At 71.3% G+C, this 13,241-nt stretch carries 16 protein-coding genes; 13 read left to right on the forward strand and 3 right to left on the reverse strand.

All coding sequences use genetic code 11. The features are described from left to right. Nucleotides 1–59: 59 nt before the first annotated feature. The 7 genes from E4K62_RS07620 to E4K62_RS07650 all read left to right on the forward strand — a co-directional run bounded on the left by E4K62_RS07620 (nt 60) and on the right by E4K62_RS07650 (nt 5,281). Entirely contained in the window at nt 60–305 is a 246-nt protein-coding gene (locus E4K62_RS07620) for a hypothetical protein (RefSeq protein WP_135065691.1), read from the forward strand. Then, nucleotides 302–1,288, forward strand: coding sequence for an SRPBCC family protein (locus E4K62_RS07625; protein WP_135065694.1), 987 nt, complete (start codon nt 302–304; stop codon nt 1,286–1,288). The genes E4K62_RS07620 and E4K62_RS07625 overlap by 4 nt, the downstream gene beginning before the upstream one ends. A 570-nt stretch (nt 1,289–1,858) precedes the next feature. Next, entirely contained in the window at nt 1,859–2,212 is a 354-nt protein-coding gene (gene cmtR / locus E4K62_RS07630; RefSeq protein WP_135065697.1) for a Cd(II)/Pb(II)-sensing metalloregulatory transcriptional regulator CmtR, read from the forward strand. Continuing rightward, nucleotides 2,209–2,850 (forward strand): cation efflux transmembrane domain-containing protein, encoded by a 642-nt coding sequence (locus E4K62_RS07635; protein ID WP_135065700.1) that lies wholly within the window; start codon nt 2,209–2,211, stop codon nt 2,848–2,850. The genes cmtR and E4K62_RS07635 overlap by 4 nt, the downstream gene beginning before the upstream one ends. Before the next feature lie 29 nt (nt 2,851–2,879). Next, nucleotides 2,880–4,100: an MFS transporter gene (locus tag E4K62_RS07640; RefSeq protein ID WP_240742863.1), complete on the forward strand. Its 1,221-nt coding sequence runs from the start codon at nt 2,880–2,882 to the stop codon at nt 4,098–4,100. 42 nt (nt 4,101–4,142) lie between these two features. Further along, nucleotides 4,143–4,793 (forward strand): YoaK family protein, encoded by a 651-nt coding sequence (locus tag E4K62_RS07645; protein WP_135065703.1) that lies wholly within the window; start codon nt 4,143–4,145, stop codon nt 4,791–4,793. Next, nucleotides 4,790–5,281, forward strand: coding sequence for a hypothetical protein (locus E4K62_RS07650; RefSeq protein WP_135065706.1), 492 nt, complete (start codon nt 4,790–4,792; stop codon nt 5,279–5,281). The genes E4K62_RS07645 and E4K62_RS07650 overlap by 4 nt, the downstream gene beginning before the upstream one ends. A gap of 33 nt (nt 5,282–5,314) precedes the next feature. Here E4K62_RS07650 and E4K62_RS07655 read toward each other — a convergent pair whose 3' ends face one another. Further along, a complete protein-coding gene (locus tag E4K62_RS07655; protein WP_135065712.1) occupies nt 5,315–5,641 on the reverse strand; it encodes a hypothetical protein in 327 nt (108 codons plus the stop codon). A 125-nt stretch (nt 5,642–5,766) separates the two neighbouring features. On the opposite strand from E4K62_RS07655, the gene E4K62_RS07660 reads away from it, so the two are divergent. The 3 genes from E4K62_RS07660 (at nt 5,767) to E4K62_RS07670 (ending at nt 9,264) form a co-directional block, all read left to right on the forward strand. Beyond that, the gene (locus E4K62_RS07660) at nt 5,767–6,309 is read left to right on the forward strand and encodes a GIY-YIG nuclease family protein (RefSeq protein ID WP_135065714.1); all 543 of its coding nucleotides are present in this window, start codon (nt 5,767–5,769) and stop codon (nt 6,307–6,309) included. Between the two features lie 151 nt (nt 6,310–6,460). Continuing rightward, nucleotides 6,461–8,101, forward strand: a complete 1,641-nt coding sequence (locus E4K62_RS07665; RefSeq protein WP_135065716.1) for a sensor histidine kinase — start codon at nt 6,461–6,463, stop codon at nt 8,099–8,101. Continuing rightward, entirely contained in the window at nt 8,098–9,264 is a 1,167-nt protein-coding gene (locus tag E4K62_RS07670; RefSeq protein WP_135065718.1) for a hypothetical protein, read from the forward strand. The genes E4K62_RS07665 and E4K62_RS07670 overlap by 4 nt, the downstream gene beginning before the upstream one ends. Nucleotides 9,265–9,269: 5 nt before the next feature. Here E4K62_RS07670 and E4K62_RS07675 read toward each other — a convergent pair whose 3' ends face one another. Beyond that, the gene (locus tag E4K62_RS07675) at nt 9,270–9,638 is read right to left on the reverse strand and encodes a response regulator transcription factor (protein ID WP_135065721.1); all 369 of its coding nucleotides are present in this window, start codon (nt 9,636–9,638) and stop codon (nt 9,270–9,272) included. A gap of 122 nt (nt 9,639–9,760) precedes the next feature. On the opposite strand from E4K62_RS07675, the gene coaE reads away from it, so the two are divergent. Together coaE and uvrB are read left to right on the forward strand one after the other, a co-directional pair. Then, complete coding sequence (gene coaE / locus E4K62_RS07680) at nt 9,761–10,354, forward strand: dephospho-CoA kinase (protein WP_135065724.1); 594 nt, start codon at nt 9,761–9,763, stop codon at nt 10,352–10,354. Between the two features lie 66 nt (nt 10,355–10,420). Beyond that, nucleotides 10,421–12,502, forward strand: a complete 2,082-nt coding sequence (gene uvrB, locus E4K62_RS07685) for an excinuclease ABC subunit UvrB (protein ID WP_135065727.1) — start codon at nt 10,421–10,423, stop codon at nt 12,500–12,502. 4 nt (nt 12,503–12,506) lie between these two features. On the opposite strand, the gene E4K62_RS07690 is transcribed toward uvrB, so the two are convergent. Continuing rightward, nucleotides 12,507–12,743 (reverse strand): hypothetical protein, encoded by a 237-nt coding sequence (locus E4K62_RS07690; RefSeq protein ID WP_135065730.1) that lies wholly within the window; start codon nt 12,741–12,743, stop codon nt 12,507–12,509. A 35-nt stretch (nt 12,744–12,778) separates the two neighbouring features. Here E4K62_RS07690 and E4K62_RS07695 point away from each other — a divergent pair, with 35 nt between their 5' ends. Further along, nucleotides 12,779–13,210, forward strand: coding sequence for a MarR family winged helix-turn-helix transcriptional regulator (locus E4K62_RS07695; RefSeq protein WP_135065733.1), 432 nt, complete (start codon nt 12,779–12,781; stop codon nt 13,208–13,210). The last annotated feature ends 31 nt before the right edge of the window (nt 13,211–13,241 follow it).

Raw genomic sequence — 13,241 nt, forward strand, 5'->3', positions numbered from 1 at the left:
TGCCGCCGGCATAAGCAACTCCGGTTGACAAGCCTGGCGGAGCAACGTAGGTTGACAGTATGCACGCCGGAGAGATCGCCGGGCGGGCGGCGGACACGAGCGACCCGCGCGCGGGACTCCGCGCGGTGGCGTCGCTGCGCGTCCTCGCCGACGCGCTCGAGCTGCGCCAGGTCGAGGCGGGCCTGCGGGCAGGCATGAGCTGGCAGCAGGTCGCCGATGCGCTCGGAGTCTCCCGTCAGGCGGTGCACAAGAAATACGCCAAGAGGATCGACCAGACCATCCCCGTCCCGAGGAGGAATACGTGAGCAAGCTCGCCGATGTCGCCAAGACCGCGCAGAGCCTTTCGCTGACGGCGATGGAGGAGGCGTCGCGGGTGGGTCTGCGCACGAGCGACATCGACCATCTCTTCCTGGCCCTGGTTCTCAGCGACCAGCATGCCGGCCGTGTGCTCCGGGGGAGCGGCATCACGCTCGAGGAGGCCCGTCGGGCGGTCGCCGAGCAGCACGCCGCACAGCTCGCGTCGGTCGGTATCAGCGTCGGCGCTGCGGACCCCGGACGCATCGTCTTCAACGAGACCGGCGGATACACCTGGAGCGACCGCGTGCTGGACATCTTCAAGGAGTCCTGCCGCGGCGGCAAGCGCGGCGACGCCGCGGCCGTGCTGCGCGAACTCCTGGACGAGCCCAGCGGGATGATCGCGGAGGTGCTGTATCGGCTCGGCACCTCGCCGGACACGATCCGCCGGCGCCTCGACGAAGACGCCCCCACCGCGCGGCCTGCGGTACCTGTCTCCACCGACGGGCTGACCGGCCACGCCGAATTATTCGTGCCCGCTCCGGTCGACGAGGTGTGGACGCTCTTGGCCGATCCGTTCCGCATGCCGGACTGGGAGCCGAGCATCGGAGGCGTCGTCGACGCCGGCGGACCGGTCCGCCCGGGCGATGTCCTCACCGCGTACCGCCGTGATCGTCGTCCGGACGGGAAGCCCCTGCGTATCGGGCCTGCCCTTCGACGCATCCGGGTGGAGGTCGATGCGGTGCAGGAGCAGTTCTCCATCGCGTGGTCGTTCTCGACCCCCGACGCCCCCGACGCCAACACCCGGTACGTCCGGATCTCACTCGCTCCGACCGACGGCGGAACCCGCCTGCGCATGACGCAGGCGTGGCAGCGGCAGCCCGCGCGCCGCGTCGGCCCCGTCCGGGCCCGGCTCCTGCGCCCTCTGTACCGGTTCGTGACCTGGATGCAACTGTCCCAGCTCTGCGTCGCGATCGGCCGCGTCTTCCGCTGACCGCCCCGGTGGCCCCGCCGCGCTCCCGCGCCACTCTCGGCCTCCGGCCCGCCCCTCGCGCTGCTCCTCGTCTCGCTCCTCGTCCCGCTCCTCGTCCGGCCCGAACTCCTCAAATCCGGGGCCCCCGCGGTCGGAAGAGTGCGGAAATCAGCCCACGCCGCGCGTTCTTGAGGAGTTCGGGCGGGCAGGGTGTTCGCTCACGGGACCTTCGACGCCGTGCGCACCTCCGTCTCGCCGGGAGTGCCCCTGTACCCGCGCGCGGGTGCGCCTCCATCGCGGCCCCACTCGCCGGGTTCTGCCTTCGTCGCGCCGGAACTCCTCAAATATGCGCTCCGCGTGGCGAGAAGCGCCTCGAACCCGGCGGATGCCGGGCGGGTCTGCGGAGTTCGGGTGCGGCACGGCGCGCGCGCAACGCTCGCGCCGACGCGATCGCCGCCGACAGCGGACTGGACCGCGGCACCGGCTCCTTCGCGCCGTTCCGTCCCCACGCGAGGCTGCGCCCCGGACCGCGCCCGGCTCATCGCCCTGCGCGGACACGCGACTGTACAGTGACGGCTGTACAATCAGCTCATGCTGACCGCGCAGACCGGACTGGACGTGATGAACCGCCTGGGGCGGGCGATGGCGGATCCCACGAGGTCGCGCATCCTGATGACGCTGCTGGCCGGGCCCGCGTATCCGGCTCAGCTGGCCCACGACCTCGCATTGACGCCCTCCAATGTCTCCAACCACCTCACATGCCTGCGCGACTGCGGCATCGTCGTCGCCGAGCCGGAGGGCCGGCGCACGCGGTACGCCGTCGCGGATCCGCATCTCGCCGCCGGGCTCCTCGCGCTGCTGGAGGTCACTCTGGCCGTGGACGAGAATGCGCCGTGCGTGGATCCTTCCTGCACGGTCGACGGATGCTGCCAGGGGCAGGCATGACGGCCCTCTCGCCCGACCGTCGGCGACGACTTCATCGACGGGTCCGGGCGATCGTCGCGATCACGATCGGGTACAACGCGCTCGAGGCGATCGTGGCCATCGCCGCCGGCGTGCTGGCGTCATCGGCCGCCCTCATCGGGTTCGGCCTGGACTCCGTGATCGAGGTGCTCTCAGCCGTCGCCGTGGCATGGCAGTTCACCAGGGCCGATCCGGAGCGGTACGAGCGCGTCACCGTTCGCGCGATCGCGCTGGCGTTCTTCGCCCTCGCCGCCTACGTCACCGTGGACGCGGTCGTGAGTCTCGTCCGCGGCGAGGGCCCCGACGCCAGCCCCCTGGGGATCAGCATCACTCTGCTGAGCGTGATCGCGATGCCCGTGCTGGCATGGATCGAGATCCGCACGGGGCGAGAGCTCGGATCCCGCAGCGTGCTGGCAGACGCCCGGCAGCTCGTGCTGTGCGTGTACCTCTCCGGCGCGGTGCTCGTGGGTCTCCTGGCCAACACCCTCCTCGGCTGGTGGTGGGCCGACTCCGTCGCCGCGCTCGTGGTCGCCGTCCTCGCCGTGCGGGAGGGGCTGGAGGCGTGGCGGGGTGACCTCGAGTCGCCCTTCGACGCCCTCAGCGACCTCGAGGACGAGTAGTCCTTCCCGCAGGCAATAACGTGAGAGGAGTGAGCGGCTTCAGCGGACACCTGCCCGGAACCCGCGAATACCGCCGCCTGCTCGCCGGACTCTTCTTCGCCGGCATCGCCACCTTCGCGCAGCTGTACTCGCCGCAGGCGGTGCTGCCCATGATCGCCGCCGACCTCGGGGTCGCCCCCGCGACGGCGGCGCTGTCGGTCTCCGCCTGCACCCTGGGCCTTGCCGCGGCGGTGATCCCGTGGTCGATGGTCGCCGACCGCGTCGGGCGGGTCCCGGCGATGGCGCTCGGGATCCTCGCCGCGACCCTCCTGGGCGTGGCCGCCCCCTTCGCGGGCGACATCGCGTTGTTCCTCGTCGTCCGGCTGCTCGAGGGGATCGCCCTCGGCGCCGTCCCGGCCGTCGCGCTGGCCTACCTCAGCGAGGAGGTCGATGCCGGGCACGCCGCGGCCGCGGCGGGCAGCTACGTCGCCGGAACGACCGTGGGCGGCCTCGCCGGACGGCTCGTCGCCGGACCGGTCGCCGACCTCACCGAATGGCGCGCGGGGCTGTGGGGTGTCGCGGGGCTGTGCGCCGCATCCGCCGTCCTGTTCCTGTGGCTCGTGCCGAGGGCGCGTGGGTTCGTGCCGCACCGCCACCTGGCCCAGCGCGGACCGGGCATCGCCGCGCGCCTCGCGGTGAACCTGCGGTCGCGCGTGCAGCTCGTGCTGTACGCGCAGGCGTTCCTGCTCATGGGTGGATTCGTCGCGGTCTACAACTACTTGGGCTTCCACCTCACCGCCCCGCCGTTCGTGCTGCCGGCGTGGGTCGTCACGCTGCTGTTCCTCGCGTACCTCGCGGGGACTCTGGTCTCGCCGTGGGCGGGCACGCTCGTCTCGCGGCACGGGCCGCTGCCGGTGCTGCTGGCGTCGGTGGGATGCAGCGTCTTCGGGCTGATCCTGATGTTCGTGCCGCTCGTGCCGGCCCTGCTGGTGGGACTGGTCGTCTTCACGGCCGGATTCTTCGGCGCCCATACCGTCGCCTCGGGCTGGGCGCCGTCGGCTGCGCGGCCGGACACACGGGCGCAGGCGTCGTCGCTGTACTACCTCGCGTATTACGGGGGGTCCAGCGTCTTCGGCTGGGCTCTCGGCTGGCTCTTCGCCGATGCCGGGTGGGCGGTCTTCGTCGCCGCCGTCATCGCCATGTGCGCCGTGGCGGGCGTTCTCGCCACGCTCACCCTCCGCCGCGCCCCGGGGCCGCGACCCCGCGCCTGAGCCGTCCATGGGCCGGCACGGGGCGGCGATACGCTCCCATGCATGGTGAAGTCACTGACCCGGCGTCGTCTGGCCACGGCATCGCTGCTCGCCGCGATCGCGGGGTACATCGACGGTTTCGGGTTCCTCTACCTCGGCGGGTACTTCGTGTCGTTCATGAGCGGCAACACCACGCGCGCGAGCGTGGATCTGTCCACCGCGTCGCTCCCGGCTGCGGCATCCGCGCTGCTGCTGATCGGATGCTTCGTGGCGGGTGCCATGGCCGGCACGGCGATGCCGCGCGGGCACGGCCGGGGACCGGTCCGCGTGCTCGCGATGGTCCTGACGCTGGTGTGCGTGGCCGCCGCCGTCGCGGCGGGGGAGTGGCGGTGGGCGGCGGGAGGCGTGCTGGCCTTCGCCATGGGCGCCATGAACACGGTGTTCGCCCAGGACGGGGACATTCCCTTCGGCGTCACCTATATGACGGGTGCGCTCGTGAAGCTCGGTCAGGGTCTCGTGCGCGCGGCCCGGGGCGAGCAGCACACGGGGTGGCAGCGGCAGCTGCTGATGTGGGCATCCATCGCGTGCGGTGCCGTGCTGGGCGCCGCGGCGCTGGGCTGGCTCGGTGCCGCCGCGCTGTGGGTGGTGGCCGCGGTGCTCGTGGTGATGCTTGCGGTACCCGCTCTGCGACGGTCGCTGGGTTCGGTCGCATGACGGGCACGAGCCGGTCCGGCGCCGACTACTGGCGGGGCGCAGGGGTCATCCTGGGCTGGAACCCCTCGCTGTGGGACGAATGGCCGGGTTCGTACGCCGCGGTGGTGGCACGCGTCGCCGAAGGCGCGCCGTTCGTGACGCAGTGGTCCGTGGGCGCGCGGAAGGAGGTGGAGCCCGGAACGGATGCGTGGCTCCTGCGTCAAGGCGGCTCCTACGGCCTGATCGGGCACGGCACCGTCAGAACGCATCCCTACCAGGACGTCCACTTCGCCGACCCCCGACGCACCGCGAGCTTCGTCGACGTGGCCTTCGATGAGCTCGTGATAGAGGCCGACCGGGTGCCGCGCGATGTCCTCGAAGTGGTGGTTCCCGAAGTGGCATGGCGCTTTCAGTTCCGCTCGGGCAATCGCATCCCACCCGGCCCCAATCAGCGCCTGCGGGAGGTGTGGGCCGACTCTGCCCGCGCGCCGGACGAACCGCGGGGCTAGGTGCCGGATGCGCCGGACCCGTCGATCGCCGGGTCACTCCGTATGCGGCCTGCGCAGCCGCTCCGGGTGGAGGATCTCCTGGACGAGGATCCAACCGTAGGAGGCGTCCACCCCCTCCTTGTTCTTCCACATCCACGCCGTGGACAGCAGCGAGAACAGGACGATCAGCACCGCCACAGCCGCGCCCAGCCATGGCTCACGGGGGCCGACCATGACGACCGCGATCGCGAGGGCGGTCGCCAGCGTCAGCGCGACGGTCACGGGCACGGCACGGATCCTCGGCACGCGTGCGATGCCGAGCAGGAGCCCCGTGCACGCGCCGGCGAGCAGCAGGGCAGCTGTGATGAGCAGGGTGGTCATGCTTCCTTGCGTCCGCCGGTGGGGGGAATACGGCGACGCTCTCCGACCCTAGGCCGGACCGACGGCGGCTGTCTGTAGGGCGAACGGGGGACAGCGGTGTCGGCGCCGCGACGTACTGTCGAGACGTGCGATGCCTGGTGGACGGATGCGGGGAGGCGGTGTTCCCCGCGACGCCGCTGCCGCTGTGCGAGCGACACCTCGCCGTCGCCGGTGAATGGGACCAGCGCGTGCACGGCGTCACCGACCTGCTGCCCTCGCCGTGCCTGGTGTGCCGGTCGCGACTGGGGGTGCGGTGGCCGTCCGGCTGGCTGTGCGCCGCGTGCGAGTGGCGCTACGGCGACGTCCCCGACGACGACCTGCCGCCCCCGCGCGTGGACGTGGTGTACTACCTGCGGTACTCCGACCGCGTGAAGATCGGCACGACGGCGAACCCCCGTCAGCGCCTGGCCGCCATCCGACACGACGACCTGCTCGCCTTCGAGCGCGGCGACCGCACGCTCGAACAGCGCCGTCACGGCGAGTTCGCCGCCGACCGCTTCGAGGGTACGGAGTGGTTCCGCCTCTCCGAGCCTCTCGCCGCCCACATCGCGGTGCTGGCCGCCGGCGTCGGCGACCCCTGGATGCTGTGGACCCGCTGGCGCAGCGAGGCGCTCGCCCGCCGGGGCTGAACACCGTCGTCGGCACAGGATTCAGCCGGTACAAAGGGTGCGCACGTACCGTCGCACCGCGCCCGTCCCGGCTCCCCCCGCCGGGGCGGGCGCCCCATCCGTGTCACGTCGCGACGGGGATGGAAGTGCACGGGGCGCTACTGTCATGCGCATGGCCTTGCTGTCCGGCGGTGCGCGGCGGGTGCGCGATGAGGAGAGCACGCGCGACCGGACGGTGCTGCTCAATCAGTTCCTGCTGAGCGGGGTGACCCTCGTGGTCACGGTGGTGGCGCTGCTGCTGGGGGAAGTTCTCCGACCCGCCAGCCACATCATCGGCGTCGCCGTCATCTACCTGGGCGCCGTGGCGGCGGTGCTCATCCCATGGACGCGCCTGCCCCACTGGGCCGCCGGCATCCTGCCCATCATCGACATCGTCGCGATCGGGTTCATCCGCGAATCCGCGCCGACGGCCGGTCTCGGACTGCTGTGGGCGTTCCCCGCGATGTGGATCGCCTCCGTGTACGGCTTCATCGGCGTGATCGCCTCCACCGCCGCGACCACCGCGATGCTGATCGTGCTCACCGCCCTGGACCCGGCGGCCCGCCTGACCGCCTCGCTGTTCCTGCTCCCGATCCTGATCGCCGCGCTCGGAGTGCTCGTGGCCATCTACACGCGCCGCTCGCACGTGCAGCGGGAGCTGCTGGAGAAGCAGTCGGCCTACCTCAAGCGCTCCGTCGACCGGGCGCGCCGGCAGGAGGCGGTGGTGACGGAGGTGCTGGATGCGGTCGACTTCGGCGTCACGCGCATCACCCGCTCCGGCGACCTCGTCCTGACCAACGAGGCGCATGCGCGGCTGCAGGGCAGCTCCACCTGGAGCGGGGAGGACATCCCGGCGTTCGCGGCCGACGGCACCACGCGGCTGGACGCCGACGAGGCGCCCCTCGCCCGCGCGCGCCGCGGCGAGACGTTCGAGAACGAGCTCGTCTGGTACGGCATGCCGGGGGAGGGCCGCCGCGCCCTCATCGTCACCGCGCGGCGGCTCACCGACCTCGACGGCAGCCCGGCGGGGGCGATCGTGATCTCGCGCGACGTCACCAACGAGGAGCAGGCGCTGCGCGCGCGTGAAGACCTCGTCGCCTCGGTCTCCCACGAACTGCGCACGCCGCTGACCTCGATCGTGGGGTACCTCGAGCTGGCGCTGGACGCACCCGAGCTGTCGCCGCAGACCCGCCGCGACCTCGAAGTCGCCGAGCGCAACGCGGGCCGCCTGCTCGAACTGGTCGCCGACATCCTGGTGGTCTCGGCCTCGTCCCGCCAGGGCGTGCGGCTCCTGGTGCACCCCGAGCGCGTCGACCTGTCGCAGATCCTCGCGGCGGCGGTCGAATCGATCGGGCCCCGCGCGGCGGAGCGGCACATCACGATCGACACGTCCGAGGTGCGCCCCGTCTCCGCATCCGTGGACCCCCACCGCATCCGCCAGGTCGTGGACAACCTGCTCTCCAACGCGGTGAAGTACAACCACGACGGCGGCGTCGTCCGGGCAGGGCTCAGCAGCGACGACACGGATGCGTGGATCACCGTGGCCGATGAGGGTCCGGGCATCTCCGTCGACGAGCAGCCGCACCTGTTCGAGCGCTTCTTCCGCTCCGACTCGGTTCGCAACTCCACGACCCACGGATCCGGGCTCGGCCTGGCCATCAGCCGCGACATCGTGCACGCGCACAACGGCGAGATCTTCGTGCACACCCGGCCGGGCGCGGGCGCGGCGTTCACGGTGCGCCTGCCCATCACGTTCCAGGAGGAGACCCGATGACCTCGATCGACGTGTTCACGATCACGACCGCCACCGCGCTGGTCGTCCTCGTCTCCGGCGTGCTCTACCTCGTCGAGACGCTGCTGCGCAAGGAGGGCGGCGCGGGGCGGCTGTGGGCGATCGCGTATCTCGCCGGCATCCTGAGCGTGCTGTGCTACCTCGTGTGGTCGATCGAGGCCGACGCGTACATCGCGGTGGCGATCGGCAACGGCGCGTTCGTGGCGACCACCGGCTTCCTGTGGCTCGGGTGCCGGGCCTACAACCGGCGCGACGTGCGCGGGGCCGGCGTGGTCCTGGTCGTGGGGATCACCGTGGTCGTGGCCGCGGTCCTCTCAGCGGGGCTCGAGGGCGGTGCATGGGCGGGCGCGGTGGCGATGTTCCTCGGCAACGCCGCCTTCGCCGCCCTGGGCGCGGTCGAGACGCGTCGGGGCGCCCTGGCGGCGCAGTGGAGCGGCATCGGCCTGACGATCGTCCTGTCGGCCGAGACCGTGTGGTTCGTCGTGCGCACGGGCGTCTTCCTGGTCGCCGGGCCCGACAGCGAGCTGTTCCGCGCGTGGTTCGACACCCCGGTCGCGTCGCTTCTGACCATGGCGCTGACCATCACGGCGGTCGTCACCACCTCCGTGCTCCGGGCCGGGGAGTCCAGCCTGCGCGGGCAGCGCGAGACAGTGACGCTGCACATGGCGCTGGACGGCGTGCTGCTGCCCGGATCCTTCCGGGAACTGGCCTCGCGCCTGGTGCGCAGCGCCCGTTACAACGACGAGACCATCTGCGTCATCGCGCTGCGCATGGACGACCTCTCCCGCATCGGCACGGCGTTCGGGCCGGGTGAGGCGGAGGCGGTCGCGGCGGCCTGGCGCGCCGGCGCGCGCCGCCACGCGCCCAGTTCGGCGATCGTGGGGGAGGGCGACCGCCGGACGGTGCTCGCCGCGTTCGTCACGACGTCCTTCGCCGACGTGCGGCGCATCGCCGCCGCCCTCCATCAGCGGACGCTCGACGACATGTCCGACATCGGGCTGTCGGTGATCCCCGCCGTCGCCGTCGGGGTGGCCCTGTCCGACCAGGTCGGCCACGACTTCGACGCACTCGTGGAGGCGGCGCAGGAAGCCGCCCGCCGTTCGGCCTCGAGCACGGATGCCTCGGTGATCCTCTCGGAGGGCTGATCGCGTCAGTCGCGGCCGACGATCTCCTCCACGTGTGCGCGCAGGTCGCGCGGGCGGAACGGCTTGGCGATGTAGTCGTCGGCGCCCGCCTCCCGGCCCAGCCGCACGTCGCTCTCGTCGGCGCGCGCAGTGACCATGAGGATGCGCGTGTCGCTGAAGGCGCGGATGCGGCGGGCCGTCTCGTAGCCGTCGATGCCGGGCATGCTGACATCCAGCGTCGTGACGGCGGGGGAGAGCTGCCGGACGAGCTCGATGCCCTCCACCCCCGCCGAGGCCGTGTGCACGTCGAAGCCGGACCCTGTCAGCACGGTGCAGATCAGGGACCGGATATCCGCGTCATCCTCGATGACGACCGCGACACGCGCGTGGGGCATGCGTCACCTTCGGGAGGCCGCCGGTCTCGGGTGACCCGCGGTATAGCAGGATCGTAATACAGGAGCGCATCGACACGTCAACACGACTCCCCGCGCGGGACGGGCATGGCATGCTCGAGGTCATGCCATTGATCGCATTGACCGGCGGCATCGCCTCGGGCAAGTCCACGATCGCGGGTCGTCTCGCCGAGCACGGGGCCGTGATCGTCGACGCCGACCAGATCGTCCGCGACGTCCAGCAGCCCGGGTCGCCCGTACTCGAGCAGATCGCCGCATCCTTCGGCGCCGATCTCGTGCGTGCCGACGGCAGCCTGGATCGTGCCGCCCTGGGCGCCAGGGTCTTCGCCGACCCCGCGCAGCTCGCCGCGCTCAACGCCATCGTGCACCCGGCGGTGCGGGCCGAGTCCGCCCGGCGGTTCGCGGAGGCCGCTGCCGATCCGCACGCGGTGATCGTGTACGACGTGCCGCTGCTGGCCGAGGCGCGCGCGAGCGATCCGTGGGACCTCGTCGTCGTCGCGCACGCCCCCGCCGAGATCCGGGTGCAGCGCCTCATCCGCGAACGCGGGATGAGTGAGGCCGACGCCCGCGCCCGCATCGCCGCCCAGGCCTCCGACGAGGACCGCCTCAAGCTCGCCGACGTCGTCATCGACACGACCGGAACACTCGAGGACACCCGGAGCCGGGCCGATGCGCTGTGGGAGCGGCTCTCGGGCTGAGCCCTGCCCCCTCCGCGCTGGGCGAACGGCCGCCCGGGCGTCGGAGGGCCGCCCTACGCTGGAAGCATGCAGGCCACCCGATCCGTCCGTCCGTTCGAGGTCGTCAGCGAATACGAGCCGTCCGGCGACCAGCCGCAGGCGATCGCCGAACTCGCCGCCCGCATCAACGCCGGCGAGACCGACGTCGTCCTGCTGGGCGCCACCGGCACCGGGAAGTCGGCCACCACGGCGTGGCTGGTCGAGCAGGTCCAGCGCCCCACGCTCGTGCTCGCGCACAACAAGACCCTGGCCGCGCAGTTGGCGAACGAGTTCCGCGAGCTCATGCCCAACAACGCCGTGGAGTACTTCGTCTCGTACTACGACTACTACCAACCCGAGGCGTACGTCCCGCAGACCGACACCTTCATCGAGAAGGACTCCTCGATCAACGCCGAGGTGGAGCGCCTGCGGCACTCCACCACCAACTCCCTCCTGAGCCGGCGCGACGTCATCGTGGTCTCCACCGTCTCGTGCATCTACGGCCTCGGGTCGCCCGAGGAGTACCTCCGCGCCATGGTCGCGCTGCAGGTGGGGGAGCGGTACGACCGCGACACCCTCATCCGCAAGTTCATCGCGATGCAGTACAACCGCAACGACGTCGACTTCTCCCGCGGCAACTTCCGCGTGCGCGGCGACACGATCGAGATCATCCCGGTGTACGAGGAGTTCGCCATCCGCATCGAGATGTTCGGTGACGAGATCGAGGCGCTCTACATGCTGCACCCCCTCACCGGAGACGTGCTGCAGCGGATGGAGGCCATCCCGATCTTCCCCGCGACGCACTATGCGGCGGGCACCGACACCGTCAAGCGAGCGATCGGCACGATCGAACACGAGCTGGCCGAGCGACTCAAGGAACTGGAATCGCAGGGGAAGCTCCTGGAAGCGCAGCGCCTGCGCATGCGGACCACCTTCGATCTCGAGATGCTGCAGCAGCTGGGCTTCTGCTCGGGTATCGAGAACTACTCCCGCCACCTCGACGGCCGCGGTCCCGGCGATCCGCCGCACACGCTGCTGGACTTCTTCCCCGACGACTTCCTCATGGTCATCGACGAGTCGCACGTCACGGTGCCCCAGATCGGGGCGATGTACGAGGGCGACGCCTCGCGCAAGCGCACGCTCGTCGAGCACGGCTTCCGGCTGCCCAGCGCGATGGACAACCGGCCGCTGAGGTGGGACGAGTTCAAGAACCGCGTGGGGCAGACGGTGTACCTCTCCGCCACACCGGGACGCTACGAGATGGGCATCGCCGACGGCGTCGTGGAGCAGATCATCCGTCCGACGGGCCTCGTCGACCCCCAGATCATCGTGAAGCCCTCGAAGGGACAGATCGACGACCTGCTCGAGCAGATCCGCGTGCGGGCGAGCCGCGACGAGCGCGTGCTGGTGACCACGCTGACGAAGAAGATGGCCGAAGAGCTCACCGACTTCCTCGGCGAGCACGGGGTGCGGGTGCGGTACCTCCACTCCGACGTCGACACGCTCCGCCGCGTCGAGCTCCTCACCGAGCTGCGTGCGGGTGTCTACGACGTCCTCGTCGGCATCAACCTCCTGCGCGAAGGCCTGGACCTGCCGGAGGTCTCGCTCGTCGCCATCCTCGATGCCGACAAGGAGGGGTTCCTGCGCAGCGGCACGTCGCTCATCCAGACCATCGGGCGCGCCGCGCGCAACGTGTCCGGCGAAGTGCACATGTACGCCGACAAGATCACCGACTCGATGGCCAAGGCCATCGAGGAGACTGATCGTCGCCGTGAGAAGCAGATCGCCTACAACACCGAGCACGGCATCGATCCGCAGCCGCTGCGGAAGAAGATCGCCGACATCACCGACGTGCTCGCCCGCGAGGCCAGCGACACCAAGCAGCTGCTCTCGCGTCGCGATGCGGCGGCGTCGAAGAACGGCAAGGGCAAGTCGCCCACGCCGCAGCTGCGCCGCACGGGCATCGCGGCGGAGGGCGCCGACCAGCTGGAGGCGACCATCGCCGATCTGAGCGAGCAGATGCTGGCCGCCGCGGCCGAACTGAAGTTCGAGCTGGCCGGGCGCCTGCGCGACGAGGTCCAGGACCTCAAGAAGGAGCTGCGCGCCATGGAGCGCGCCGGCCACGCCTGACGGGTCAGGGGCAGTGCATGAGGGGCTTGGGGCCCGAGCGGTCGAACGTGTGCTCCGACATGGGAGAGCCGCACAGGGGGCACGGGCGGCCCGTGCGCGTGGGCTCGGGCGTCGTCTCGTACGGGCCGACCGAGGCGGGGCCGGCGACGCGGATGAGCCGGGAGTTGAGGTAGCTGTACCAGCCGCCGGCCTTGCGGACGCGGTCGCGCAGCGGAGGCTTGTCCGCATCCTTTCGTGCCATGATGCTTAGTGTACTAACGATCGGAAGGGGTGCGGATGTCCGCCGACGATCTCCTCGCTCTGGAGAACCAGGTGTGCTTCGCGCTGGTCACCGCCGCACGCAACGTCGTGTCGATCTACCGTCCCGTCCTCGAGCCGCTCGGGCTGACGCATCCGCAGTACCTCGTGATGCTCGCGCTGTGGGAGCGTTCGCCGCGATCGCTGGGCGAGCTCGCCGCCGAGCTGGCGATGGACCCGGCGACGCTGTCGCCGCTGGTGAAGCGGCTCGAGGCGCAGGGTCGCGTGAGCCGCGGGCGACGGGCGGGGGATGAGCGCGTACTCGAGATCACCCTGACCGATGCCGGCCGCGAGCTCCGAGCGCAGGCGCTCGACGTGCCGCAGCAGGTCATGGCCGCCACCGGCATGACCCCCGACGCCCTCGCCGCCCTCCGCGACGGCCTCGCACCGTTCGCCGGCCGCCGCGGCTGACGAGCTCCGCGGGGTGAACCTGGGAGCCGGC

Origin of the sequence: Microbacterium wangchenii, assembly GCF_004564355.1 — a bacterium.
GTDB classification, from domain to species: Bacteria; Actinomycetota; Actinomycetes; order Actinomycetales; family Microbacteriaceae; genus Microbacterium; species Microbacterium wangchenii.

Excerpts from the sequence above, each read along its gene's own strand:
- E4K62_RS07620 (WP_135065691.1), top strand. The coding sequence starts at position 60 with ATGCACGCCGGAGAGATCGCCGGGCGGGCGGCGGACACGAGCGACCCG.
- E4K62_RS07655 (WP_135065712.1), bottom strand. The coding sequence starts at position 5,641 with ATGACCACCCTGCTCATCACAGCTGCCCTGCTGCTCGCCGGCGCGTGC.
- coaE (WP_135065724.1), top strand. The coding sequence starts at position 9,761 with ATGCCATTGATCGCATTGACCGGCGGCATCGCCTCGGGCAAGTCCACG.
- E4K62_RS07645 (WP_135065703.1), top strand. The coding sequence starts at position 4,143 with ATGGTGAAGTCACTGACCCGGCGTCGTCTGGCCACGGCATCGCTGCTC.
- E4K62_RS07665 (WP_135065716.1), top strand. The coding sequence starts at position 6,461 with ATGGCCTTGCTGTCCGGCGGTGCGCGGCGGGTGCGCGATGAGGAGAGC.
- E4K62_RS07635 (WP_135065700.1), top strand. The coding sequence starts at position 2,209 with ATGACGGCCCTCTCGCCCGACCGTCGGCGACGACTTCATCGACGGGTC.
- E4K62_RS07690 (WP_135065730.1), bottom strand. The coding sequence starts at position 12,743 with ATGGCACGAAAGGATGCGGACAAGCCTCCGCTGCGCGACCGCGTCCGC.
- uvrB (WP_135065727.1), top strand. The coding sequence starts at position 10,421 with ATGCAGGCCACCCGATCCGTCCGTCCGTTCGAGGTCGTCAGCGAATAC.
- cmtR (WP_135065697.1), top strand. The coding sequence starts at position 1,859 with ATGCTGACCGCGCAGACCGGACTGGACGTGATGAACCGCCTGGGGCGG.
- E4K62_RS07650 (WP_135065706.1), top strand. The coding sequence starts at position 4,790 with ATGACGGGCACGAGCCGGTCCGGCGCCGACTACTGGCGGGGCGCAGGG.
- E4K62_RS07670 (WP_135065718.1), top strand. The coding sequence starts at position 8,098 with ATGACCTCGATCGACGTGTTCACGATCACGACCGCCACCGCGCTGGTC.
- E4K62_RS07695 (WP_135065733.1), top strand. The coding sequence starts at position 12,779 with ATGTCCGCCGACGATCTCCTCGCTCTGGAGAACCAGGTGTGCTTCGCG.
- E4K62_RS07675 (WP_135065721.1), bottom strand. The coding sequence starts at position 9,638 with ATGCCCCACGCGCGTGTCGCGGTCGTCATCGAGGATGACGCGGATATC.